Annotated in this window: 25 protein-coding genes; 21 read left to right on the top strand and 4 right to left on the bottom strand. The window is 43.8% G+C overall.

Annotated features, from left to right (window positions below; all coding sequences use genetic code 11):
• The first annotated feature begins 154 nt into the window (after positions 1-154).
• From CXM95_RS13760 to CXM95_RS13735, 6 genes are all read left to right on the top strand, one after another.
• The gene (locus CXM95_RS13760) at positions 155-781 is read left to right on the top strand and encodes a glycosyltransferase family 32 protein (protein ID WP_010749841.1); all 627 of its coding nucleotides are present in this window, start codon (positions 155-157) and stop codon (positions 779-781) included.
• A gap of 112 nt (positions 782-893) precedes the next feature.
• Positions 894-1,403 (top strand): GNAT family N-acetyltransferase, encoded by a 510-nt coding sequence (locus CXM95_RS13755; protein WP_016612680.1) that lies wholly within the window; start codon positions 894-896, stop codon positions 1,401-1,403.
• Between the two features lie 122 nt (positions 1,404-1,525).
• Positions 1,526-2,368: a DUF368 domain-containing protein gene (locus CXM95_RS13750; RefSeq protein ID WP_010749839.1), complete on the top strand. Its 843-nt coding sequence runs from the start codon at positions 1,526-1,528 to the stop codon at positions 2,366-2,368.
• Positions 2,369-2,627: 259 nt separating this feature from the next.
• Complete coding sequence (locus CXM95_RS13745) at positions 2,628-4,079, top strand: amidase (RefSeq protein WP_101699270.1); 1,452 nt, start codon at positions 2,628-2,630, stop codon at positions 4,077-4,079.
• Between the two features lie 12 nt (positions 4,080-4,091).
• Positions 4,092-4,943: a transporter substrate-binding domain-containing protein gene (locus CXM95_RS13740; protein ID WP_101699269.1), complete on the top strand. Its 852-nt coding sequence runs from the start codon at positions 4,092-4,094 to the stop codon at positions 4,941-4,943.
• Complete coding sequence (locus CXM95_RS13735) at positions 4,943-5,623, top strand: amino acid ABC transporter permease (protein ID WP_086316492.1); 681 nt, start codon at positions 4,943-4,945, stop codon at positions 5,621-5,623. The genes CXM95_RS13740 and CXM95_RS13735 overlap by 1 nt, the downstream gene beginning before the upstream one ends.
• A 126-nt stretch (positions 5,624-5,749) precedes the next feature.
• On the opposite strand, the gene CXM95_RS13730 is transcribed toward CXM95_RS13735, so the two are convergent.
• Complete coding sequence (locus CXM95_RS13730) at positions 5,750-6,070, bottom strand: helix-turn-helix domain-containing protein (RefSeq protein ID WP_005228576.1); 321 nt, start codon at positions 6,068-6,070, stop codon at positions 5,750-5,752.
• Positions 6,071-6,325: 255 nt separating this feature from the next.
• Between CXM95_RS13730 and CXM95_RS13725 the strand changes: the two genes are divergently transcribed.
• The 9 genes from CXM95_RS13725 (at position 6,326) to CXM95_RS13685 (ending at position 14,681) form a co-directional block, all read left to right on the top strand.
• Positions 6,326-6,661 (top strand): PTS cellobiose transporter subunit IIB, encoded by a 336-nt coding sequence (locus CXM95_RS13725; protein WP_086316491.1) that lies wholly within the window; start codon positions 6,326-6,328, stop codon positions 6,659-6,661.
• 13 nt (positions 6,662-6,674) lie between these two features.
• Positions 6,675-7,031 (top strand): PTS lactose/cellobiose transporter subunit IIA, encoded by a 357-nt coding sequence (locus CXM95_RS13720; RefSeq protein WP_016612677.1) that lies wholly within the window; start codon positions 6,675-6,677, stop codon positions 7,029-7,031.
• Positions 7,021-7,539, top strand: coding sequence for a hypothetical protein (locus CXM95_RS13715; RefSeq protein ID WP_016612676.1), 519 nt, complete (start codon positions 7,021-7,023; stop codon positions 7,537-7,539). Before CXM95_RS13720 ends, CXM95_RS13715 begins: the two co-directional genes overlap by 11 nt.
• Positions 7,540-7,621: 82 nt before the next feature.
• Positions 7,622-8,884: a PTS cellobiose transporter subunit IIC gene (gene celB, locus CXM95_RS13710; protein ID WP_233499130.1), complete on the top strand. Its 1,263-nt coding sequence runs from the start codon at positions 7,622-7,624 to the stop codon at positions 8,882-8,884.
• A gap of 145 nt (positions 8,885-9,029) precedes the next feature.
• Positions 9,030-9,659, top strand: a complete 630-nt coding sequence (locus CXM95_RS13705; protein ID WP_101699268.1) for a GyrI-like domain-containing protein — start codon at positions 9,030-9,032, stop codon at positions 9,657-9,659.
• Positions 9,660-9,792: 133 nt separating this feature from the next.
• The gene (locus tag CXM95_RS13700) at positions 9,793-11,361 is read left to right on the top strand and encodes an alpha-N-arabinofuranosidase (RefSeq protein WP_101699267.1); all 1,569 of its coding nucleotides are present in this window, start codon (positions 9,793-9,795) and stop codon (positions 11,359-11,361) included.
• 5 nt (positions 11,362-11,366) lie between these two features.
• Complete coding sequence (locus tag CXM95_RS13695) at positions 11,367-12,557, top strand: MFS transporter (protein ID WP_101699266.1); 1,191 nt, start codon at positions 11,367-11,369, stop codon at positions 12,555-12,557.
• Positions 12,558-12,576: 19 nt separating this feature from the next.
• Positions 12,577-13,731: a helix-turn-helix domain-containing protein gene (locus CXM95_RS13690; RefSeq protein ID WP_101699265.1), complete on the top strand. Its 1,155-nt coding sequence runs from the start codon at positions 12,577-12,579 to the stop codon at positions 13,729-13,731.
• A 5-nt stretch (positions 13,732-13,736) separates the two neighbouring features.
• Positions 13,737-14,681, top strand: a complete 945-nt coding sequence (locus tag CXM95_RS13685) for an ROK family protein (protein WP_101699264.1) — start codon at positions 13,737-13,739, stop codon at positions 14,679-14,681.
• Between the two features lie 44 nt (positions 14,682-14,725).
• Here the strand turns inward: CXM95_RS13685 and CXM95_RS13680 are convergent, their stop codons facing one another.
• Together CXM95_RS13680 and CXM95_RS13675 are read right to left on the bottom strand one after the other, a co-directional pair.
• The gene (locus CXM95_RS13680; RefSeq protein WP_101699263.1) at positions 14,726-15,925 is read right to left on the bottom strand and encodes an AI-2E family transporter; all 1,200 of its coding nucleotides are present in this window, start codon (positions 15,923-15,925) and stop codon (positions 14,726-14,728) included.
• A 201-nt stretch (positions 15,926-16,126) separates the two neighbouring features.
• Positions 16,127-16,495, bottom strand: a complete 369-nt coding sequence (locus CXM95_RS13675; protein WP_016612672.1) for a PaaI family thioesterase — start codon at positions 16,493-16,495, stop codon at positions 16,127-16,129.
• A 188-nt stretch (positions 16,496-16,683) separates the two neighbouring features.
• On the opposite strand from CXM95_RS13675, the gene menB reads away from it, so the two are divergent.
• Genes menB through menC form a run of 6 tightly spaced genes read left to right on the top strand, consistent with a single transcriptional unit; the run spans position 16,684 to position 24,024 of the window.
• The gene (menB, locus tag CXM95_RS13670) at positions 16,684-17,499 is read left to right on the top strand and encodes a 1,4-dihydroxy-2-naphthoyl-CoA synthase (RefSeq protein ID WP_005228595.1); all 816 of its coding nucleotides are present in this window, start codon (positions 16,684-16,686) and stop codon (positions 17,497-17,499) included.
• Positions 17,499-18,998: an o-succinylbenzoate--CoA ligase gene (gene menE / locus CXM95_RS13665; RefSeq protein ID WP_101699262.1), complete on the top strand. Its 1,500-nt coding sequence runs from the start codon at positions 17,499-17,501 to the stop codon at positions 18,996-18,998. The genes menB and menE overlap by 1 nt, the downstream gene beginning before the upstream one ends.
• The gene (locus CXM95_RS13660) at positions 18,976-20,340 is read left to right on the top strand and encodes an isochorismate synthase (RefSeq protein ID WP_101699261.1); all 1,365 of its coding nucleotides are present in this window, start codon (positions 18,976-18,978) and stop codon (positions 20,338-20,340) included. The genes menE and CXM95_RS13660 overlap by 23 nt, the downstream gene beginning before the upstream one ends.
• On the top strand, positions 20,333-22,045 hold the full coding sequence (gene menD / locus CXM95_RS13655; RefSeq protein ID WP_101699260.1) for a 2-succinyl-5-enolpyruvyl-6-hydroxy-3-cyclohexene-1-carboxylic-acid synthase: 1,713 nt from the start codon (positions 20,333-20,335) through the stop codon (positions 22,043-22,045). The genes CXM95_RS13660 and menD overlap by 8 nt, the downstream gene beginning before the upstream one ends.
• Entirely contained in the window at positions 22,042-22,881 is an 840-nt protein-coding gene (gene menH / locus CXM95_RS13650) for a 2-succinyl-6-hydroxy-2,4-cyclohexadiene-1-carboxylate synthase (RefSeq protein ID WP_101699259.1), read from the top strand. Before menD ends, menH begins: the two co-directional genes overlap by 4 nt.
• Before the next feature lie 15 nt (positions 22,882-22,896).
• A complete protein-coding gene (gene menC, locus CXM95_RS13645; RefSeq protein ID WP_101699258.1) occupies positions 22,897-24,024 on the top strand; it encodes an o-succinylbenzoate synthase in 1,128 nt (375 codons plus the stop codon).
• Between the two features lie 72 nt (positions 24,025-24,096).
• Here the strand turns inward: menC and CXM95_RS13640 are convergent, their stop codons facing one another.
• Positions 24,097-25,650 carry an AMP-binding protein gene (locus CXM95_RS13640; RefSeq protein WP_101699257.1) on the bottom strand — a complete coding sequence of 518 codons (1,554 nt, stop codon included), beginning with the start codon at positions 25,648-25,650 and terminating at the stop codon, positions 24,097-24,099.
• Positions 25,651-25,680 lie beyond the last annotated feature (30 nt).

Genomic DNA, 25,680 nt, shown 5'->3' with positions numbered 1-25,680 from the left:
AGTCGTTGACTCAGGTGCTTTTTTCAATGATCCTTTCTGATCCTGAAGAGCAGAGCCAACAGTTCTTTTCGCCGTAAAAAGTGTATATGATTTTGAAACAATTGCAAAATCCGCTACACTTAAAAGAGACCAATAAACTAAAGGAGAGAGATTGATGATTCCAAAAATTATTCATTATTGCTGGTTTGGCGGCAATCCATTAGGTGAACAAGAAAAGAAATACATGGATACCTGGAAAAAATATTGTCCGGATTATGAGATCAAACGTTGGGATGAATCAACGATCGACCTTTCAAAATTCGGTCCTTATCTAAAAGAGGCCTATGACCAAGAAGAATGGGCATTTGTGTCAGATGTGGTTCGTTTGTATGCGTTAGTGACAGAAGGCGGTATTTATATGGATACTGATATCGAGGTGGTCAAACCTTTAGATGAGCTCTTGACACTGGAGGCATTTATGGGCTTTGAGATCGAAACCAAGATTTCTACTGGGATCATTGGAGCGGTTCCGCACCATCCCTTTATGGAAGAATGGTACCACGATTACGATGACCGAAAATTTGTCCGGGCAGAAAAAACGGAAGATGTCGTCACCAATGTGATCCGAGTGACGGAACTGCTGCAAAACCACGGATTAGAATTGAATAATCAACGACAAACCGTTAAGGGCGTAGAGATCTTCCCGCAAATGACGTTTTCACCAAAAAGCTATATCACGGGTGAGGTCGAGGAAGATCCGAGTACGATGGTGATCCATCAGTTTTCTGGCTCTTGGTTATAAAAGAGTAAGTCTATGAAAGGACGGACAGTGGGGAAAGCTGTCCGCCCTTTTTGCTTTTGCAAGGGATAATGGAGATGTGATAGAATAGCTTGATAAAAAAGGAGGCGTTTTGATGGCTATCAAACGATGTACTTTGGCAGATTTAGAAGAATTGGGAGAAATCAGCGTATCCACCTATTACGATACATTTGCTCCTTTCAATACGGAGGAAAATACTCGTATCTATCTAGAAGAAGCCTACAATCTGCCGAAACTGACCCGAGAGTTAGAAAATCCGCAATCGGCGTTTTATTTTTTACAAGAAAATGATCAAACCGTAGGATATATCAAACTTAACTGGGGTGAGGCGCAAACGGAAGCGATTGCCCCAGAGGGGTTGGAAATTGAACGAATCTATATCAAAAAAGAACATAAGCGCAGAGGCTATGGCAAAACACTGCTGCTGTTTGCTCAAGAGACCGCCAAAGCGCTGCAGAAAAAGTCGATCTGGTTAGGTGTTTGGGAATTTAACGACAATGCGTTGGCTTTTTATCATACGATGGGCTTTGTAAGAGTTGGCAGTCATTCCTTTTTTATGGGGGATGATGAGCAGACGGATTTCTTGATGCTGAAAGAACTTTGAAATCTGCCTTTGTATGAGGAATTAGAAATTACTTTCCATTTTTTTGGCAATCAAGTATAGTTAAAGGGATTGATGAAAAAAGAACGATTGGTGAAAACCATCGCTAAGGAGAGCAATTGTAAATGGAAAAACAGAGAAACGAAAGTATTTTGTCACGTTTTCTTAAAGGCGTGGTGATTGCCTTGGGCTTTATCTTGCCTGGTGTTTCAGGTGGCGTATTGGCAGCCATCTTAGGCATTTATGAGCGGATGCTGCGCTTTATGGCACATCTGACGAAGAATTTTAAAGAGAATCTCCTCTTTTTCCTGCCAGTAGGGATCGGGGGAATCGTAGGGATCGGGCTTTTATCAAAGCCATTAGAGTGGCTGCTGCAAAACTATCAAATCATCGTTTTGTGGGGCTTTGCGGGGGCAATTATTGGGACGTTACCAGCACTTGCTAAAGAATCGACCTTGAAAAGCAAACGGACAACCGGCGACCTGCTTTGGTTCTTCGGCAGTATGGTCATCGGCTTCTTGTTCCTCTATTTTATGGGCGATATCTTAGGAACGATCCCTGCCAATTTCATTGGTTTTGTGATCGCCGGCGGTCTGATCGCGTTAGGTGTTTTGGTTCCCGGCTTGAGTCCTTCAAACCTTTTGCTCGTTTTGGGCCTTTATGATCCGATGTTGAAAGGCTTTAAGAGCTTTGACATCATGGGGGTCTTTCTACCGATCGCCATTGGCGGCTTGGCAGTGATGCTGCTGTTTTCGAAATTGATGGAGTGGCTATTGAGCCATTATCATTCAAAAGTCTATCACTTCATTTTAGGGATCGTTATTGCCTCAACGATATTGATCGTGATTCCTCCGGTGGCAAACTATAGCGGCTTTACTTGGGTAACAGCCGTCATCGGAATTATCTTGTTTGTCTTGGGGGCTTGGTTAGGTCTTTGGATGAGCAAGCTGGAAGAAAAATACAAGTAAATCAAAACGGCACATCGTTTGGCGATGTGCCGTTTTTGTTAGGTAATGATGAGGACAGCTAAGAAGAAGCGTTGGTCGACAGCTGGTAGTAAAAAATATCGGAACGTTTGATAACGATATAATACAGGTTTAAAAACTGTTCTATTTTTGTTGAAAGATTTCCAAGTGTTTGGTATATTGTAGTCTATATAAAGAAGATTTTTTCATGTGTTACAGCATAGATAATTGTTTGAGGTTTTGAGAAAAAGGAGGGGCAAGCATGCAAGATGCGACCTATTGGGCGGAACAATTGCGGCAAGGACAAATCAGTTTTGCAGAGCGGGTGGCGATGATCGAAGAAAAAGTCAATCAACAAAATCCGCTTTTGAATGCGCTTGTAACATTTGATCCGCAAGCAGCAATCCAGCATTACGAGCAGCATCTTCAAAAAACGGTTTTTGGGGGACAACCCATGCCGTTAAAAATACTCGGCCAAACCAAAGCAGGGTGGCCAGCAACGTCAGGAGCCAAACTGTTTGCAAATGCACGAGCCAGCCGCACGGCTCATTTTGTCTCTCGTTTAGAAGAGGCAGGCTTTGTGCCGTTAGGGCAAACCAATGCACCAGAATTTGGATTCAAAAATATTACTGATCCAACATTGTATGGGCCTACACGTAATCCGTGGAATCCTGCCTATTCAGCTGGTGGTTCCAGTGGTGGTGCGGCAGCGGCAGTGGCTTCGGGGATGTTTCCGATTGCAGGTGCCAGTGATGGCGGCGGATCGATCCGCATTCCAGCATCCTTTAGCGGATTGATTGGTTTGAAGCCAACCCGTGGTACGATGCCAGTGGGTCCTAGTGAATGGCGCAGCTGGCAAGGTGCTTCCATCAACTTTGCGTTGACGCTTTCCATGCGTGATACGGAACAGTTGTTTTATGCGTTGCGGACGTCACAGCCGACAGCCCCTTATCAGGCACCGCAAGTAGAATGGCATCATCAGCAAGCGAGTCAAAAACCGTGGTTGAAGGTTGCTTTTACTACCGCATCGCCGACCGGTGGCCAAGTGTCTGAAACTGCCATCCAAGCAGTCCGAAGTGCAGCCGCATTTTTAGAAAAGCAGGGGCATGAAGTCGTTGAAGTGGGCTATCCAGTGGATGGTCAGCAAATGATGACCACCTATTACGCCATGAATGGCGGCGAAACAGCTGCGATGTTTGCTGAGATCAATGCTGCTCGTCAAGTACCGGTCAGACGGGAAGAGATGGAATTGATGACCTGGGCACTTTACCAATATGGCAAAAAACTGCCTGCCGCCGATTACGTCCTTGCCTTGCAGTGGTGGGATCAATTGGCAGAAAAAATGGAAGAAGTCTTTTCGACCTATGATCTCTTTTTAACACCGACGACGGCTTTTCCAGCCCCTTTGATCGAGGAAGACTTACAAAGCGATAGCATTCGCCAAAGACTGCATGAGATCGAATCGCTTGGAAAAAGTGCTGCGGGTGAGTTGATCGAAGAAATGTTTGCCAAGAGCTATGCTCTGACACCTTACACTCAATTAGCCAACTTAACGGGGCAGCCAGCCATCAGCTTGCCAACTGCTCTTAGTGAGGAAGGGTTGCCGCTAGGGATCCAATTTATGGCGTCTAAAGGCAGAGAAGATCTACTTTTCCAAGTCGGCTATTTATTTGAAACACAGCAACGATTTCTGTTGCCAAAACAAGGAGACTAAGAGGAGGATATTATGAAACAAGTTAGAAAAGGGAAAATCGTTGCAATGGTTGGCTTTTTAGGTTTATTTGCGGGAGTCTTGTTAAGTGCCTGCAGCAAACCAACGGAAGAAGACACGAGTCTAAGTAAGGTGGAAGAAGCCAAAACATTGGTTGTTGCTACTTCGGGAACCTTGTATCCATCGTCTTATTATAACGATGAAAATGAATTAGTGGGCTATGATGTCGATGTGGCAAAAGAAGTCGCCAAACGATTAGGCGTAGAGATCACATTTAAAGAGTACAATGTCGATGGACAAGTTTCTTCTTTAACACGTGGAGAAGCCGATTTTGCTGCCAACGATTTTGGTTTGACGGATGAACGGGCGGAAAAATTCAGTCTCTCAACGCCTATCAAATACTCGTTCGATAGTATGATCGTGCGTAAAAGTGATGACTCAGGGATTGCTTCTTTAGAAGATTTGGATGGCAAAAAAGCTGCTGGTGAACCGAATACCAGCTACATGCGCTTAGCCGAATCTTATGGGGCAGAATTAGTGACTTACGACAACGCAACGAATGATCAGTATTTGACAGATGTTGCGAATGGTCGAACGGATGTGATCTTGAATGATTACTATTTGCAAAAAATGGCGGTTGCTGCTTTGCCAGATATCCCTGTAAAAATTTTAGAAGATGTCTACTTTAATCCGAATGAAACGGGCTTCTTATTTTTGAAGGATCATAAAGCATTGCAGGAAAAAGTGGATGCTGTTTTAGCAGAAATGAAAGAAGACGGCCGTTTAAAAGAACTTGCAGAAACGTATTTTCAAACCGATATTTCAGTAAAATCTGATCAAGCGATCCAAACGGTTGAAACAGACTAATGTATATTCCAACCCTTGATTTGCCGTTGATGTGGGACTCATTGCCCTATTTGCTGTCGGGCTTGTCCTATACGGTCGGCATTGCTGTCGTTTCTTTTCTAGGTGGCAACCTTTTAGGGATCATGCTCACCTTCTTAGGGATGCTGGAAAACCCCATCATTAGAGGGTTCGTGCGGGGCTATCTCTCATTTCTAAGAGGCGTCCCAGCGTTGGTCTTGTTGTTCCTACTGTATTTTGGCTTGCCCTATCAATTGTCGGCGCTTAGTGCTGCGATCATCTGTTTTACATTGACCAGCAGCGCATTTATCGGGGAAATCTACCGAGGATCAATTGCTGGAGTGGATCGTGGGCAATTTGATGCTGCCTATGCGTTAGGGTTATCATTTACGAAAACGATGCGTCTGATTATTTTGCCGCAAGCTTTTCGTATATCTGTACCGGCATTGAGTAATGTGGCAATGGATTTGTTGAAAGGAACCTCCTTGGCAGCAATGATCACGATTCCTGATATTTTTCAAAAAGCCAAGATCGTTGGCGGACGAACTTTTGATTACATGTCCATGTACGTGCTAGTTGCCATCATCTATTGGCTGTTGTGCATTTTGATTGAAGCCGGGCAAAAGCGATTAGAACAACATTTTTCAAAACGCTTTGCTGCTAATGATACTGTAAGACAATAAAAAAAGAGCCGAGGCCCTTCAACTGCTGTCAATGTTTCCTTGTGAGACATTGACAGCAGTTTTTTCTTTAGGTAATGAAGCAGCACCACAAGTTAGCCAGAGAAAAAAGGCAGAATAGTATCGCGTTTACTCTGGACGGTTTTTTATAAATTCGATAAAGGTAATGATTTCAGATAGTTGATATTCAGTAAAGTCCTCATTGATTCTTGAAGCCACACGAATCTGTTTCATAGAGAGGGCTTCCAAATCATTCGGACGTCCATGTAAATAATCGAGACTGACATTGAAGTAATCAGCAAGTTCTTTTTGGATCTCAATATCGGGCATCCGATTGCCTTGCTCATACGAAGCATAGGTTGTTTTGGCGATTCCTAAATATTTTGCCATTTTTGCTTGTGTTAAACCAGATCGCGTTTTCCGCAACTGTCTTAAACGATCTTTAAACATGAAATCCCCTCCACAAAATTATTCTACTATGACACGATAGAAGCAGAAAGAAATTAATGTTTTATATCACTAATAGAGTTTTATTGAATTTACAAAGTACTCGATATGTAATACTATTTATGTGAAGAAGGATTACTACCTGTAAGAATCAGCAGATAGTGAATCGTTCTCAAGGATTTTTTATAGCACGAAGGAGGGGAGAAAAAAGGAACAGATACAACAAAATGGAAGCGTTTCATAGAAGGAGGAAGGGAAATGAAAAAAGTATTGATAATTTGTGCAGCAGGCATGTCTTCATCGTTGATCGCCAAAAAAGGAACAAGCTTTTTAACCACAGAAGGTTGGTCAGTGAGGATCGATGCCATCTCTGCTTCAGAAGGGATCGCTACGATCGCCAAGGATGACTACGATTTATATCTAGTTAGCCCGCAAACGAAAATGCATTTTGCCAATTTAAAGAAAAGCGCCGATAAATACGGCAAACCAATCGTGAATATTCCCCCGCAAGCGTATATTCCGATCCCAATCGGAATCGAGAAATTAGCACAGTTAGTCAAAGAAAGCATTGCATTAGAAAAAAGTACGAAATAAATGGAGGCAGGCTATGGATAGTGAAAAAATACAAGAAATATCCTTTGAACTTATTTTAGCAAGCGGTGATGCCCGCACGATGATTCATCAAGCCTTTGAACAGATGCGAATCAGTAGTTGTCAAGAAGCGCAAGAGTTGTTGGACACAGCCAATGATTCATTAGTCAAAGCCCACCGCATCCAGTCAAAAATGCTGCAAGAATATGCTTCAGGGACCTCATTTACCTGCGATATCTTGTTGATCCATGCACAAGATCATTTGATGACAACCATGACCCTCAGAGAGGTTGCACTAGAAATGCTAAGGATTTATCAAAAGATGAATCGCCTTGAAGAAGCGATCCAATGCAGGAGTGCAGATGGCGAGTAAGCAAGCAAAAGTCGCGCAAAGAGATGCATCGCAAAAACTGACGAAGAAAAATCTCTATTTTCAACGTCTGTTGTTTTTGCGGTACTTAGTCGCATTCTCTTTCTTTTTTAACCTATATTGGCTGTTAGCTGCTTCTTTGGCAGGGCAATGGCTGCGTGTGGTTCCACTGAGCCTGTTGCTTTTTTCAATGGGAGCGATCAGTGAGTTTATCCGCTTATATGGACACCACGCAACCATCGTCCGCAAGCAACTCTTTTTTACTACTTGGTATTTACGCCTTCAAATGGGGACAATGGCCATTCTTTTTTTATTGACTTTTTTTGGAGTGACAGAAGTTATTTTCCCCTATTTCACCTCGCAAAGTACGGAGTATGTTCGCATAGTTCTCTGGATAAGTGGCGTCTTTGCTTGGAGTGGTATCAGAAAACTGAAGAAAATTTTTCGTAATAAAGATCGACAATGGCAATGGATACGTGAATTTGAAGAGATAGAAAGAAAGGGTGATTGAATTGACAGAATCGAACAATAAACTATTTCAACTTTTGGAAAAAGCAGTAATGGGTCCGATGGGAAAGATTTCCCAATAAAAAATCGTTCGTAGCATCATGGCGGCAGGGATGGCGTCGATTCCTTTTACGATCGTAGGCTCAATGTTTTTAGTATTCAACATTTTACCGATCACGTTTCCGTTTTTAGCTGACTTTTTTGAAGCGACTTTTTTGAATTTCAGTGATTTGTATATGTTAGCAAATAGTACGACCATGGGGTTATTGGCATTATATTTTTGTATCGTTCTGGGCTATGAGTATTCCAAGATCATTCAAGTCGAGGAGAATCTCGACCTGACGCCGATCAATGGGGCGTTGTTAGGTGTTTTTGCTACATTGATGTCGATTCCTCAGCTTGTTTTTGACGGCGGAAAAATGACACGGATGAATGATATGGAAGAAGGGCTGATCAATGGTTGGTTGATTGGTGCCGATGGGGTCGCACGTTTAGGAACTGTTGGTATTTTCACTGGGATCGTGATGGCGGTCGTTGCCGTTCAGCTGTATCGTCTCTGTGTAAAAAACAACTGGGTCATCAAAATGCCTGAAGAAGTGCCTGAAGGTGTGGCTCGTAGTTTTACGGCACTGATACCAGCCTTTGTGGTGGCAGTCGTGGTTCTGACCATCAATGGTGTTTTAGTTGTTTTAGGGACGGATATTTTTCAACTAGTAGCAATTCCGTTCGGGTTTGTTACCCACCTTACGGATAGCTGGTTGGGAATCATGGTGATTTATTTCCTCGCGCATGCCTTGTGGTTGGTAGGGATTCATGGATTCAATATCATTAGTCCACTGATCACCCCGATCATGTTAGCTAATTTAGCTGCCAATGTTGAAGGGGCGAGTTTCCCATTAGCAGGCCAATTTACCAACGGGTACGTGACATTAGGTGGTTCGGGAGCAACCCTTGGTTTTACCTTATTTATGATCTACATTGCTAAATCGAAACAGATGAAAGTATTAGGGAGAGCTGCCATCGTCCCGTCGATTTTCAATATCAATGAACCGATCATTTTCGGCGTGCCGATCATCTATAATCCTTATTTAGCAATTCCTTTCTTGTTAGCACCGATGGCATCCGCCACGATCGCGTATTTTGCCACAAGGATGGAATTGATTCGTCCCATGATCGCCAATATTCCTTTCCCAACACCCGTTGGACTTGGTGGCTTTATTGGCACCGGTGGAGACTGGCGTGCAGGCGTCGTTGCCATTGTTTGTGCAGTTGTTTCTTTCTTGATCTATTTTCCATTTGCGAAGTTTTATGACACAAAATTGCTGAAAGAAGAACAAGAAGCCGCATAAGACGAGCAGTTGGGGAAACAGCAAGTAGCTACATTATCCCTATAAAAAAACAGTTGTCCCTTTGCAGTTGAAGGGATAACTGTTTTTGCGATGTCCCTTCTTTTTCATGGTAAAATAAAGAAAAGCAAATCGAGGAGGGTCTTTTATGAAGTATGAATGGCGCAAACTAGAAAAAGAGCTCTATCTTCCCAAAAAACCAACAGTGATCGAGGTGCCAACGTATCAATTTATCAGTTTGAGCGGCAGCGGCAATCCGAATCGACCTGAATTCAGCGAAGAGATCGCCGCTTTATATACGATTTCTTATTCACTCAGGATGGGGTTAAAAAAAGGGACTTTTGGCAATGAACCCTTTGAATACACGGTCTTTCCTTTAGAAGGTGTGTGGACCTCTCTGACAAAGCCAGACGGTGCCGTCAACAAAGAAGAATTGATCTACAAAATCATGATTCGCCAACCAGAACCAGTCACGGAAACACTGTTTCAAGAACAGCTCTTGGCAGTCAAAGAGAAGAAAGACAATCCAAATCTAGAAAAGCTTATATTTGAGCGCTATGAAGAAGGATTGTGTCTGCAAGCGATGCATACAGGCTCTTTTGACACTGAAGCGGAAACATTTGCGCAAATGAAGGAGCTGTTAAAACAAGAACAGTTAGTAATCCGTCCAACGATGGACACGTTCCAGCATCGAGAAATCTATTTGTCTGATCCGCGAAAAGTCTCACCAGATAAAGCCAAAACCGTCCTGCGATGGGCAGTAGAAAAAGGAGAATAAAGAAAAATGCTTTTCAAGCATTGCTTGAAGAGCATTTTTCTTTTTTTAATTTTATGATAGGAAGGGAAATATTCTGATATAAAAGCGTTACCAAAAAAATTATGCTTTTCTTATCAAGAGAGGAGCGATTCTATTGGTAAAAATAATTGTTGAGTCACAAAAACAAGGTGCTGTCGTTCAGCCGGAGCTTCATGGTCAATTTATTGAGTTTCTTGGAAGCGGTATCTATGACGGGATTTGGGTGGGGGAAGACTCTGCTATTCCTAATTATGATGGCTTAAGAAAAGATGTTGTTGATGCACTTAAAGCAATAAAGCCGCCGGTTTTAAGGTGGCCGGGTGGCTGTTTCGCGGATGTCTATCATTGGCGAGATGGGATAGGTTCTAGACAAGAACGTCCAACATACTTTAATGAGAATTTTGGGACAATGACGAGGGAAAACAACGCATTTGGGACCCATGAATTTATGAAATTATGCGAGTTAGTGGGGGCGAAGCCATGGTTTAATATCAATATGTTGACGGGATCGACCCGAGAAACAAGGGAATGGGTTGAGTATGTAAATAGAGAAACTGGTAACTCTTTGGCAAATGAACGTGCAGCTAATGGGCGTAGTGAACCATTTAATGTCGAATATTGGGGGATTGGGAATGAAAGTTGGGCTGGCGGAGGCAATTATACTGCGCAATCCTATGCAGATGAATACCGCAAACATACCAGTGCTATTCCTAGCTTTGGCGCCGGTTTGCCATGGGTGAAAACAAGTAAAGAAATGAAAATGATTGCCGTGGGTCCCGATGGAAATAAGCCGAAAGAACGTGTTGAATGGACAAAAGATTTTTTTAATGAGCTTGGAAAATACCGCAAACCGAGAATCAATGGATACGATTTGCACTTTTATAATTGGAATTTAGAAGACCCAAAAGATCTTATCACAGATTTTAGCATGGATGCATGGTATCGGGTCATTAATGGGGCACTTGAATTAGAAGATATCATTAAAGAGCAGCATGCATTGATTCAAGACGGCATCAAACAGATTCCTAAAGAAGAAGGGGCGTTTGCAACGGATATAAATGTCGATTTAATTGTGGGAGAATGGGGGAATTGGCACAATATTGACTTTAATGCTCCTTCTATTTTATGGCAGCAAAGTACCATGAGAGATGCCATTACAACCGCACTAACATTGGATATTTTCCATCGAAATGCGGATAAGGTAAAAATGGCGTGCGTCGCACAATCAGTAAATGTTCTTAATTCATTATTTCTTACGAAAGGTGAAGAAACTGTTCTTACACCTAACTATTATGTGTTTAAGCTTTATCAAAATCATCAAAACGGCAATGTAGTTGCTCTTTCAGATGATGCTCCGACTTTTACTCGTCCAGATGAACCGGCATTGAAAAAAATATATTGTTTTGCTTCGATCAAAAAAAATTTGCTTACATTAAATATTATTAATACTTCTGATAATGAAGAAGAAGCGGTCACGATATTTTTTGATTCGCCAGTGGAATTCGTTACTGGTGAAGAACTTACCGGAGAAACGCTGTGCGCTTTCAACGAGTTTGGGAAGCCCGAAACAGTGACGACCAAAAAGATCCAAGATGTCTATTGTCAGGACGATCAAATCAGTGTAACTAGTAAGGCAGCATCGATTTCTGTTTATCAATTCAAAGTAAAGGAAAGAAAGGTGTGACAAAGATGAAGCAGTCTAAAAGTGGATTATTAAAATTATCCATTCTCAGTATCTCTTTGATGATCAGTGCCGCCAGTGCGATTGCAGTTACTTTACCAATGATCAAAAATCAATTTCCGGATATTCAATCGGCTACAGTAGAATCTTTAGTAACAATTCCTTCATTTACTATGATGATCTTCATTTTATTAAGTACGTTTATCATCAAAGCAATTGGAAAGAAGAATACCGTCTTGTTAGGGCTGCTTTTGGCTTTTGTCGGAGGAATCATCCCCGTATTTGTTGCTAATTTTACGATCATTTATCTTTCTCGTTTTGTATTAGGTGCTGGAACAGGGATCTACAACTCTCTTGCTATTGGGCTCATTGGAGATTATTTTTCGGGAGAAGAACAGCAAAAAATGTTGGGTTACCAAACAGCATTTTCAACCTTAGGCTCCAGTTTTGCCACCTTTTTAGCAGGAATCTTGGTCAATATTTCATGGCATTATGCTTATAGTGTCTATTTCTTAGTTCTGCCGATTTTACTATTTGTTTTTTTCTTTCTTCCACAAGATCAGTCACGGCATACGTTATTTAATCGAAATGAGGCAGCCTCTCAAGTGACTAAGCAAAGGATTAATAAATTAGTTGTTTTTTGCTGCTCCATGATGTTTGTCTTTTTTATTTTGATTATGACGATCTATACAAAGACGAGTACATTGATCGTTGAACAAAATTATGCCAATCAAGGTTTTTTAGGTACAGCACTAACAATTGCGAGTTTAGTAGGAGCACTGACGGGCTTTGCATATAGTCAAGTCAGAAACATGCTAAAAGCATATACTCCCATCGTAGCATTATTGTTTGTTGCTGGGGCGTACTTCTTTATTCCTTATGCGCAGAATATGTTGATCTTAACGATCGTTTTGATTTTTACTTTTCTAGTTGTTGGATTATTTGTTCCTTACATGTACGATATCTTACTACCGGGGGCACCTGAGCATTCGACTAATCTTGCTGTCTCTTTAGCAATGGTAGCTTGTAATCTCGGCTCCTTCATTTCTCCATACGTGTTACAATGGTTGGGAGAGTTACTTGGAAATGACCAAACGTCTTTTTCTTTTACAATTAGTGGAGTGATCTATGTGGTGATGGCGTGTCTCTTTTTGATTAGACATTTAAAAAGTGAGAAGCATTCTTTAGTAATCGATTAAGCAAAGGGGAAGCAAGACAATGGAACTAGAACTGTTGATGGACTATCTATCAAAAGTACTTTCTTATCCGGTTCGTGAATATGATACTTCCCTTAAATTGAAGCGTGTTTTCGGCGAGTTTAATGCTTATCCCGACTCGCTTATATACGATTTGCAAACGATTGCTGGATTTTATGAGAAACGTGAACAGCTTGATTATCCACTATATCTGTATAGTCATAATGATCAAACGATCCTTCTGATTGAAAATAATGCAAAGAATCGTATCTATCTGCTAGGTACAGTCCAAGCAGATCCAGATCAAAAACAAAGAAAAGATTATATAGAAACTGATTGGTCTCTTTTGTTAGATTCAGGGCTTTTAGTTTACACCGTATTAACTGGTGTCAAATTGACGAAACATGATTTTTTAATGAGTATGAAAACAGATAGTCAGTTTTTGAGCCGTCAAGGCAAGAAAGTAATTGATACTCATTTTCGCTATAACGAAGAGCAGACATTGCACAATCCATACACACAAGAACTGCGTGAACAAGGCAGTATTCGAGAAGGCAATGTGGATCGCTTGATGATGAGCTTCAAAGAAAATTATGCAGGGAAATTAGCCAGGCTATCTAAAAACAAGCTTCGCTCTCTTAAGAATTTGGGGATTGTTGTTCTTGCTATATCAACTAGGTCAGCGATTGAGGGCGGTTTACATCCAGAGAAAGCCTTTTTACTAAGTGATAGCTATATTCTAAGTATCGATGAAGCTACGACAGAAAATGAGATATATTCGACCGTTCGAAATGCAGAAATTCACTTTACTGAATTAGTGGCTGAGAATAAACAGAATAAAAGCGAAAATCCTCTTGTTTTAAGAGCAAAAAATAGTATCTTCAAAAGAATGCATGAAAAGGTAACGCTAGGCAGCATAGCAAGGGAACTAAATACTACGGCGTCCTATCTTTCAACTGTTTTTAAAAAAGAGACAGGGATTACGGTCCATCAGTTTATTGTAAAAGAAAAGCTTCTTGTAGCGGCTAATCTACTATGTTACTCTCAATATGAGATTCATGAAATCGCGAACTATTTATCTTTTTCTAGCCAAAGCCACTTTGGCCATTTGTTCAAACTTCATTTTCAGATGACCCCAAATCAATATCGTTTAAAATATGGGGCACAGGAAGGATAAAATTTATGATAACCAACTATTTAAGCATCGACATCGGTGGCACGAAAATCAAATCGGCTGTCATTGATCGTTCGGGGAATATTCTGACACGAGGACGGATGGATACGCCGAAAAGTCTTGCGGAATTTTTGACGGGGATTGAAACGATCGTTGAGGACGTTCATGGAAGCATTCGGGGCATTGCGGTTAGTACCCCGGGAAAAGTCAACCCAGAGACAGGGACAATCTCGTTTGGCGGGGCATTGCCTTTTTTAGATGGGGTCTCCTTAAAACAGCTGCTGGCAAAGTATCAAATGCCGCTTGCTGTGACCAACGATGGCAAAGCAGCCGCATTAGCTGAATGGTGGCTAGGAAACCTTAAAGGGATTCAAAACGGAGCTGCCATAACATTAGGTACTGGTTTGGGCGGTGGCGTAATCGTTGAGGGAAAACTGATCCAAGGTGCACATTTTCAAGCCGGGGAATTAAGTTTTCTACTAAATGCCACTAAGAGAAGTGACACTCAAGAAAACGCTGAGCAACCAGTCAATCAGGGATTGACCCTGCAGCAATTGGCAGGTTTTAGCGGTTCAGCGGTCGCCATGATTCGTCGCAGCGCCCAACTGCTAGGCTTAGCTGATCTTGCGGATGGTGAAGCAGTTTTTGACGCCATCAATCAGAAACAACCACAGGTCTGGGCGCTGTTTACAGCGTATTGCCGAGAAATCGCGTGTGTCATGCTCAATGTTCAAGCCGTGATCGACTTAGAGCGCTTCGTGATTGGCGGGGGCATCAGTGCCCAAGCGATCGTGGTGGAAGAAATCGACCGTCAGTATCAGCAACTGCTGGCTAGTTTACCGATTTTGCAGCAGACCTTGACGAAGCCGGAAATCCAAGCCTGCAAATTTCAAAATGACGCCAATTTATTAGGGGCGCTCTATCATTTCTTTTTGGAACATGAGATGAAATAAAATAGAAAAAAACTGCCGCGAACCAACGATTCGCGGCAGTTTTTTTAGGCTTTTTTCTTGGTGTCTTTGTCTTCGTCACCTAGGTAATCTTTGCTAGTGAAGGCACTGTGGAAGTATTTGCCGTCTTGACCGTAATAGCGGTTGTAGCGCTGCTTGAATTTGCGGAACACGTAAACGACAAGAACTTTTAGCAGACAATAAATCGGGATTCCGAAAATCACCCCAACGATCCCCATCAAATCACCCATCACTAATAAAACAACCAGAATCGTAATAGGATGAATTTTCAATCGGTCACCCATCACACGGGGCACGACTAAATCCCCATGAAGCAACTGTACAGCAAACCAAGCAATCAAAAATTTAACCAACATCCCGGTGGAGTCTTGTGCGGCAATGAAAAGTCCCGGGAAAAAGACGATAAAAGGACCAATATAGGGGATGATGCATAGCAGACCAGCGGCGATCGCCAGAATACTGGCATACTCTAAGCCAATCAATAGGAAAACGACCCAATAGATCGCCCCTAAAATCAAGGAAGAAATGATTTGTCCTTTCAAAAAGGCACCGACTTGTATGTCAGAGATCTTGACGATTTCATTAAAGTCTTTGCGAAAACGTGGTGGCACTAACGAGAGAACCGAAAAATAAAACTTGTTGGGGTTGCGCAATAAGAAAAAGGCAATGATCGGTCCCGTAAACAAAGCGATGAACAAGGTCGATATCGTTGAAAACAAACTGCTGAGCCCAGCAGCACCAGTTTCCCAATAGTCCCCAATAAAACTCATGATGTTGTTGGTGATATTTTGCAATGTGTCTGTAATTTGTGCCATCTCATCTTGAAACGGGGTATTTTCTAAAAAGGCGGTCGCGTTTTTCTCAAAGTCACTGACCAAACTTGGTAAGCTGTTGATCAGATCGGTGGTTTGCTGCTCCAAAATCGGGTAAAGCTGGAAACCAGCAAAGACGATCAACAAAAGAATCAAAAGATAGATCCCAGCAATCGAAACACTGCGGGGAATTTTTTTCGATTCCAATTTATCGACCACCGGGTTAAACAGATAGTAAAGGATCAGCCCAAATAAAAAGGGGGGGATAATAGCTGTAAGTATGGCTGAAAAGGGTGTAAATAAAAAAGAAATCTGATTTAGCAAAAAGACAGCAACTGCTGACAAGATAATCAGTCCTAAGACATAATAGCTTGTTTTGCCGCCTAAAAAGTGGATCAATCGGTTATTTTTCATAATAAGCCTCGCTTTCTTAGCTACATTATAACGAAAGACCCCTATTCTGTAAAAAAACAACGTACCTTTTGAAAAAACTACGCTCATATTCTCAATATCTTTATAATGAAAGAATATCTTTGATAAGGGGTTAACTGGTGGCATCTTTCTTCAAAGCAGGCCAAAAATGCTCCCGTGTTTACAACACAGGAGCGAAAAGAATTATTTGCGCACTGTCGTCAAGGTACAGCGACCAACGGCAGTTTTTAACCCGCTAGCTAACCAAATAGTGGCTTGCCAAGTTTGGATACGAGCGCCGATACGATCAGGACTAGCTTCTACGATCAGGGTTCCTTCTTGAGCGGCGGCTAGATGGTTGACTTGTAGGTCAATGCCGGCGGCGAAGGCTTCTTCTTGAGCCAAAGCTTGATTGGCGCCGATGCTGCAGGCAGTCTCGATCAAAACGCCGTTAATGCCACCGTGAACGAGACCAAAAGGCTGTTTGTGCTGTTCTTTGATTGGCATCCGTAAACGAACAAAATCGGCTGTTGCTGCTTCTACTTCGATTTCTAAGGCTTCTAGTAAGTTCATTTTTTGCTCCTTTTTCTAAGAAAGTTACCATGATTATAGCACGAGTTTTGGTAGAAATAGCCGAAGTTCTCAGAAAGTCGGCAACAGGGGGAGAAGTCTTAAGAAATTCCCTTAACCAAAGCAATTTCTAACGAAAAGCGACTAGATATGTGTATAATAGAGCTATGTGAATTGAGGAGGAACAAGAAATGAGAGAATGGAAAACCTTAAAAGAATATGATGAAATTTTATTTGAACAACATGGAAAAGTGGCGAAGATCACGATCAACCGCCCAGAAGTCCACAATGCGTTTACACCAAAAACGGTGTTTGAAATGATTGATGCGTTTTCAATCAGTCGCGATGAACCAGGCATCGGCGTGATTATTTTGACAGGCGCCGGCGACAAAGCCTTTTGTTCAGGCGGAGACCAAAAAGTCCGTGGTCACGGTGGCTATGTTGGGGAAGATCAGGTTCCTCGCTTAAACGTATTGGATCTGCAACGCTTGATCCGCACGTTGCCAAAACCGGTGATCGCCATGGTCAAAGGCTGGTCGATCGGCGGCGGAAATGTTTTACAATTGGTTTGTGATTTAACGATTGCCGCTGACAACGCTAAATTTGGTCAAACAGGACCAAATGTCGGTAGTTTTGATGGTGGCTATGGTTCGGGCTATCTTGCACGGACGATCGGACATAAAAAAGCCAAGGAAGTTTGGTTCATGACAAAACAATATACTGCCGAAGAAGCATTGGCGATGAACTGGATCAATACAGTCGTTCCTCTTGATCGAGTAGAAGATGAAACGATGGAATGGGCCGAAACGATGCTGCAAAAGAGCCCGTTGGCGTTACGTATGATCAAAGCATCAATGAATGCCGATACGGATGGATTAGCTGGCATTCAGCAATTAGCTGGCGATGCGACCTTATTGTATTACACGATGGATGAAGCCAAAGAAGGTCGTGACGCGTTTAAAGAAAAACGTCAACCAGACTTCGACCAATTCCCTAAATTCCCATAATGACTGGGAGTTGGCTGCAAAGGCAAGCACAACTTCATCCAGAACGACCAGCTTTTTATTGGCATGAAAAAAGCTGGTCGTTTGCTGCCTTGCAAAAAGAGGTTTATGCTTATGCTGCTTATTATCAAGCCCAATTCGTTGTTCTGCCAAACCGGGTAGCCCTTTTTAGCAATAACTCCCCTGAATTGGTTTTTACGATCCTTGCGTTGTGGGAGTTGGGGATCGAAGTCCAGCTGTTGAATACGCGATTGACAGCCGCTGAAATCACCTTCCAATTGCAAGATGCCCACTGCGACTGGGTGATCACGGCAGATAAGATTGCGGTCTCGGGTGTTCGCAGCATGACCTTTGGACAAGCGATGGAACAGGCGAAGGCTCTTGCCAGTTCTATTGATCCTTCGTTTGTTCCTAATAAAGCAATCTATCAAGCAGAACAAGTAGCTTCGATTATGTATACATCCGGTACGACGGGCAATCCTAAGGGTGTGCCGCAAACCTTTAGGAATCATCTAGCAAGTGCCGAAGCGACTCAAAAGAACTTAACGATCACTAGTGAGGATTGTTGGCTTTGTGCAGTTCCGCTGTATCATATCAGTGGATTATCAATTCTCTTGCGTTCCTTGCGACTTGGAATGAGTGTTCGTTTGTATGAGCGCTTTGATGCTGGAGAAATGGCGAAAGATCTTGAGGCAGGAAAAGGGACGATCGTTTCTTTGGTGGCGAAAATGTTGACAGATTTGCTGCCGTTGGTGCCTCAACAAGGCTTTGATTCGTTGCGTTATGTACTGCTAGGCGGCGGGCCCATTGCCAAAAGTATATTGGAAAAATGCCAGCAAAAACAGCTTTCTGTGATCCAATCCTATGGGATGACAGAAACCTGTTCACAAGTGGTGGCATTGCCGCCAGAAAAAGCTTCAGAAAAAATCGGCTCCTCAGGGGTTCCCCTGCAAGGTGTCCATCTACGAATTGCGGTTGATGCGAAAATGGCAGATCATCGGACTGCTGAAAGTACCCAGTCGATCGGAGAGATACAACTGCAAGGACCGGCGATCACGACCCGTTACTTAAACGATCGCAGTCCACAGCAGTGGGACCAAGAGGGCTGGTTTGCCACAGGAGATCTAGGGTATCTTGATCAAGAGGGCTTTTTGTATGTAGTCAGTCGTGCAAGCGAACTGATCATATCTGGTGGAGAAAACATCTATCCCGCAGAAGTGGAGCAAGCCTTGTTGCAGCATCCAGCGGTCAAAGAGGCAGCTGTGGTGGGGGAACCAGACGAGGAGTGGGGACAATCTGTCGCGGCTTATTTAACGTTAAATGAGTCCGTCCGACTCCAAGCCTTGTTGGATACATTAGAAGGGCAGATCGCCCATTATAAATTTCCGCGCCGTTTTTATCACGTGCGAGAAATGCCGCGCACAGCAAGCGGCAAACTTTTAAAACGGCTATTGCTGAGTGAAGAAAGAGTGAACTACATTGAACAGCAAATCAACAAGTAATTATGAAGCAGCGATCGCTGCCGGGAAAACCTATTTGAGTGAGTATCAGCCTTTAGAAAGGTGTGACTTACTGGCTCTTTATGCAGCGGCACAAGAATATCAAGGGGAACGCTATTTCTGGCGTACCCCTGATGAAACGACTAGTATGGTAGGGTTGGGTTGGTTAGCCACTTTTTCGCAACCCAAACTTGCGGACTTTTCAGAAGTCCGATCTCTCTTAAAGCAAGCCCATTATCAACCAGAGGCACCTTTGCAGGCGCAGTTGGTTGGTGGTTTTGCTTTTGATGAACAGGCAGAAGTCAGTCAGGATTGGGCTGAGCTAGGTGCCGGTCTCTTTGCGTTGCCAGAAATACTGGTCAGCAAAACTGGAGATCAGTGTGGCGTCGTTTATACAGTAGCCGCTTCTTCCGAGGAACAACGACAACAAAAAGTCGCTGTCTTACAGGAAAAAGTCGCAAGCTGGTTGAATGCCAACCCGGACAAGAGTCTTGTAGCAGAAACGCCTGCTTTTCAGGCACAAGAGGAACTAGAGGTGACCCAATGGCTGCAAGCGGTCGAAGAGACAGTGGCAGCCATTCGCTCGACTGAAACACCGTTGAAAAAAGTGGTTCTGGCCAGGAGAATGAAGATAGAAACGAAGCAGTCGATCATTAGTGCTGGGGTGTTGCAACGGTTGGCGCAACAGCAGCCGAATACCTATCTTTTTGCCATCGAACATGGGGGCCATGTTTTTGCTGGTGCGACGCCAGAACGCTTGCTAAAAGCAACTGTCGATCAGTTTGAAACGGTAAGTATCGCAGGTTCCGCACCAAGAGGCAAAACCAAAGAAGAGGATGAGGCACTGGCACAAGCCCTCTTAGCTGACGCAAAAAATACCCATGAACATCAAGTAGTTGTCGATCGCTTAGAAACGGCATTGGCTACTTTGTTAGCTGACGGTTTTCAATCAGAAGCCCGCTCCGTGATCAAAAATCGGGACATTCAGCATTTGTTTGTTCCTTTAGCAGGGCAAAGAAAAGCAGGAGTCAATTTTCTGAGCGCCGTGCAAAAACTACACCCGACCCCAGCATTGGGGGGAGAACCGAAAGAAGCAGCCGTCTCTTGGATTCGTACCCATGAACCAGCCAGCAGAGGGATGTACGGTGGACCGATCGGTTGGTTGGGTATTCAAGAAGATATTGGCGAGTTTGCAGTGGCCATCCGCTCAGGATTCTTTAGCGGCAATCAAGCAACGCTGTATGCGGGCTGTGGGATCGTTGCCGATTCAGACGCAGAATCTGAACGTCAAGAAACACGGTTAAAATTTCAACCGATGAGGAGAGGGATCTTAGGAGATGAATAATCAGACAGTCATGACAGACTATTTATTAGCGGCCATCCAGGGACTAAAAGCAGCGGGTGCGAAGCGAGCGGTTATTAGTCCCGGTTCACGCTCAACGCCATTGGCGCTACTATTGCATCGTGATCCTGAGATCACCTGTACGGTGGCTGTCGATGAACGTTCGGCTGCTTTTTTTGCTTTAGGGATGTCCAAAGTTGATCTCCAGCCAACAATCTTACTGTGTACTTCTGGAACTGCAGCAGCCAATTATTATCCAGCCGTTTGTGAAGCAGAAGCCACCAACTTGCCACTGATCGTCTTAACGGCTGATCGTCCACCAGAACTGCGGGGCGTTGGGGCGCCACAAGCAATGGACCAACAGAATTTGTATGCCTCTCACGTCAAAAAGATGGTAGAGATGACGGTGCCAGAAAACGATCCTGCTTTGTTGCGTTATAGTTTTTGGCAAGCTACAACTTGCACGATCGAAGCGCAAAAACAGCCGAAAGGCCCGGTCCAAATCAACTTTCCATTACGGGAGCCGCTGTTGCCTGACTTTAGTAGCCAATGCAGTATTCAGCAAGACGTGAGCTATCTGGCACCACAACAAGAGCTGTCAGCAGAGATGATCAACCAGCTAGCCCCTTACTTTGATAAAAAAGGTATTCTGATTGCTGGAGAAAGCCTTACGATCGAAGAAGCGCAGCAGTTGCTGGCTTTTTCAGAGAAATTAGGCTGGCCGATTGTCGGCGATCCATTGACCAATTTGGCGACAGCCGGTACCAAAGTAGGAACATTTATCAGTCAAGCCGATCTTATTTTCCCGCAATTGACTTCTGCCTTCCAACCAGAGGTGGTCGTGCGTTTTGGTCGCTTACCAGTCACTAAAAATGTCCTGTTATGGTTGAACAAAGCAGCGGATACGACGACGTGGCTCTTTGTTGATCCATCGGGGCAGTGGCAAGACCAGTTGCATCGGGCAAACTATTTGATCGAAGCAGCGATCAGCACTTTCGTGGTGGCCATCACCCAGTTGCCGATCGTCAAACATACGGCGTGGCAACAACAATGGCAAGCACTTCAAGCGCGGGCAGATCAGGTGATTGCTGCAAGTCCGCAGTTGAAACAATGGGATGAGAGCAGCGCTGTGCGCATGCTCCAACAATGTCTACCTGAAGAAGCGCAAATTCTTTTGGCAAACAGCAATGCGATCCGTTTCTTTGATCGCTACGGCAGCAAAACTTCCTCCACTTATCGAGTGTATGGAAATCGGGGCGTCAATGGGATCGACGGCCTTGTCTCGACCGTAGCTGGGATTGCTTCAGCCAGTCAAAAGCCTACCTACTTGTTGATTGGTGATTTAGCGTTGTACCATGATATGAACGGCCTACAACTACTGCGTCAGTATCAATTGCCAGTAACGATCATTTTACTGAATAATAACGGTGGTGGGATCTTTTCCTTTTTGTCACAAAACACCTTAGAACCAAACGACTTTGTCCCGCTCTTTGGCACGCCGTTAGACCTTGAGTTTCAAAAAGTGGCGGCCTTATATGAGGCAGATTGGCACACACCGACCTCTTTGCTAGAGTTTCAAACGATTTTAACGGAAACAAGCCAACAGCCGCGTTTTCAAATAATCGAAGTGAAGGGTGAGCCAAAAGATCCGGTTGATACTTGGCAAGCACTGCAACAGCAGTTTAGCGAGGCGGGAGCGCAGCAATGAGGGACACGATAAATGGCGTCAGTTATTTTTATCAGTGGTTGCAACCGTACCGACCAGCCTTACCAACCCTTGTGGCATTGCATGGCTTCACGGGTTCTTCGGAAAGTTTTCGACCGGTTTTTGTAGAGGAAGGTTCTTATAATGTATTGGCAGTCGACTTGATTGGACATGGACGGTCATCGATTTATGTCCATCCCATGCGTTATGAACTTCCTTTACTGGTGGAGGATCTCGCACAGCTTTTAGCGAAGTTAGGGATTGAACGCTATGGTCTTTATGGCTACTCGATGGGGGCACGAATCGCACTTGTCTGGGCAGTCAAGGAACCAGCTGCAGTGACCCATCTTTTGCTTGAGAGTGGTTCCCCCGGGTTGGCTGATCCAGCAGAACGACTCGCTCGTCAGCGGCACGATCGCCGCTTAGGATTGCGCTTACTAAGGGAGCCTTTTGTCGATTTTGTCGATTACTGGCAAGAACTGCCGTTGTTTGCTAGTCAAAAGGAGCTGCCCTTAGTGCAGCAGGCTGCTGTACGCCAAGGACGCTTGCAGCAAAATAAATTTGGCTTGGCAGTAAGCTTGGTTTACGGTGGTACTGGCAAACAGCCAAGCTGTTGGTCGGCACTTCCGCAGCTAGCTTGTGAAATTCTTTATTTAGCGGGGGAAAAAGATTTAAAGTTTCGGAAAATCGCCCACCAAATGAAGCAGCTGCAACCAGAGATGACCATCAAAGTCGTTGCTAATGCTGGACATTGTATCCATTTAGAACAGCCGACACAGGTTCGTCATGAAATCGATCAATGGTTTGTAAAAGGATCGAGGCCACAGTCAGCTGATTGACAAGGAGAGAACGCAATGAAGATTGAGAAAATTGAACGCATCGCCTGTCGCTTGCCCCTCAAACAACCCTTTGTGACAAGTTACGGACAATTAACAGAAAAAGCCTTTGATCTTTATTTGGTGACGGCAGAGGATGGAATGGTTGGCATCGGTGAATTGGTCGCTTTTGAGCAGCCAGAATACATTGAAGAAACCCTCTTTTCTGCTCGACAAGTGATTGAAACAGCACTGATCCCATTATTGATTGACCAAGAGATCGAGCATCCGCAAGAAGTTTGTCAGCTGTTCCAAACGGTTCAAGGAAACTACATGGCAAAATCGGCTTTGGAAACAGCGATTTGGGATCTATATGGCAAGCAAACGCATCAAAGTGTGAAAGAGCTTTATACCGCAACCCGACCGAGTGTTGCTGTTGGCGTTAGTCTTGGCATACAAGACTCTGTCGAAAAACTAGTGGCTCTTGTTGCCGATTATGTCGCCCAAGGGTATCAACGAATCAAATTAAAAATCAAGCCTGGGCAAGATCTGGTACCCTTGCGAGCGATTCGACAAGTCTTTCCAGAATTGCTTTTGATGGCAGATGCAAACGGAGCCTATCAGAGTGAGCCAGAACGCATTTTGGCACTTGATGACTTAGGCTTGGTGATGATCGAGCAACCCCTTAAGGTACGAGATCTGGTGGGGCACAGTCAGCTGCAGCGGCAGATGAAGACGCCTCTATGTTTGGATGAAGATATTCGAACGGCAGAAGACGTCGATACCGTCGCAGCCCTGGACAGCTGCCGTGCGATCAACCTGAAAATCCCCCGTGTCGGTGGGATCACCGAAGCCTTGCGAATCCTTGATCGATGTCAAACCCATGGACTACTCGTTTGGTTAGGCGGCATGTTTGAGTCTGGTGTGGGACGAGCCATGAATTTGCAATTTGCGAGTCAAGATATTTTCCATTTTCCCGGGGACCTTTCCGCTTCTGACCGTTACTTTTATGATGATGTCATTACACAGCCTGCAACTTTGCATAAAGGAAAGCTGCTGGTACCTGATGGAGAGGGCTTTGGTATCACGTTAGCTGAAACAAAGCTAAGTCAATATGGGCAACCTAAAGAACGTATCTACTCAAGAAAAGGATCAGCGAAAGAATAACATCAGCCAAAGAAAAACAGCGAAAGCAAAAGAAACGGCCAGCAGGGAAATCTGCTGGCCGTTTCTTTTGTTTTATTCTACGTTTTTGAATTCTTTTTCAATTTGTAGTCGTTGGACTTTCATGGTTGCTGTTCGTGGGATATCATCGTAGTCGCGTAAAATTGGCTGATTGAGGTGAGGGAGATCTTCCACCATTTTCCACCAAGCATCCCAATCCATTTCACGATTTGGCGCTAAAGCAATGATAGGTTGTGGTGAGTTCTCTTTGTCGCGAACGATCACAACTTCGGCAAGGAAGTCTAAATGATCCAGCAAAAGGTCTTCCAAAGCAAGATTGCTTTCAATATTTTTGATCAAGTCCACTTGACGGTCTTTTAAGTAAAGATGTCCCTGATCATCCATCATGCCGTAGTCACCACTGTCCCACCAAGCGCCATAGACATTGTCAGCAAAACGCTGATCTTCTTTATAATAGGTCAACGCGCGTCCTTTTGAAAGGAAATGGATGTGCCCATCGGTATTGGCTGGCAGCTCGTTGCCCTCTGCATCGGCGATCCGTGCTCTCGTTAAGTCCTCTAGACCAACACCCATATCACGGGCATCGTTGGTAGCGATGCTTTCTAAGGTATGTGCTTTTAGGATCATTGGCCCGCATTCACTTTGACCATAGACTTGCAAAAAGATTGCTTCTTTTGTTGCTGAAGTATTTAAAAAAGTGGCCATTGTTTGATTGTTGATGGCATCAAAGGTTGAGTGATAGTAACGAATATTGGCGAAAGCATCTGGTTGTTCTTTTGCCACGAAGCTCCATTGGACAAAATTGTTTGGATGAGTTTCCAAAGCGATTGGTGGGTATTCTTTTAGCATGCTTACGACATGAGCGCCGTTGGCATTGGCTAATGGCATCATCGGAAAGCCCATCGCCATCAAGGATGAGATGCCGATATTGAAGCGGGAGTGCACCGGTGAGATATGGAACGCAATTAAATCAGAGTCTGCTTTATCAGAGTCTGCCTTGGTGCGATCAATCTTGGTGAAGATCGTTTTTTGCCATTTTGTCCGCCAGCCCATGGAGTTTGCCGAATGACAAATCAATTTTGGAATACCCGTTGTTCCAGAAGTGTGGGTCATATAAGAAATTTGATCCACTGGTAACTCAGTTTGGGCCACTGGTTCCGCTGGTTGTTGCAGCAGATGACGAACAGCAATCTGTTTGTCAGTACTGCTATTTTTCACTTGTGCGACGCGGCCTTCGGTTTCTTCATCAAATAAGATGAATGGATCTTCTAAGCGATCCACAAACACTTCGATGGTTTCAGCAGGGAAATGGTAAGAGATCATAGCAGGCACTGCGCCAAGGTAAGAAGCAGCCGTTGCTAATAAATAGGTATCGAATTTTGAAGATTTATAAAGAATGATTTTATCGCCGGCTTGCACGCCTAGTGCAGCAAGTTGGTAAGCACGTTTTAAAATCATTTCATGGCTCGAACGGTAAGTACTACGATAGCCAAGTTCAGGAAATGCTGGCAGCACTTCATCGTGGATGATGGTTGTGTCAGGAAATGCCTCGGCAGCTTCGCGGTAATTGGTGTAAAGATTTAATGGACGATAGTCTAAAATGGTCAAATAGAACACTCCTTTAAAAGTTCGTGAAAA

It is taken from the genome of Enterococcus sp. CR-Ec1 (assembly GCF_002850555.1).
Classification (GTDB): domain Bacteria; phylum Bacillota; class Bacilli; order Lactobacillales; family Enterococcaceae; genus Enterococcus_D; species Enterococcus_D entomosocium.
This window is presented reverse-complemented; position numbering and strand designations above follow the sequence as displayed.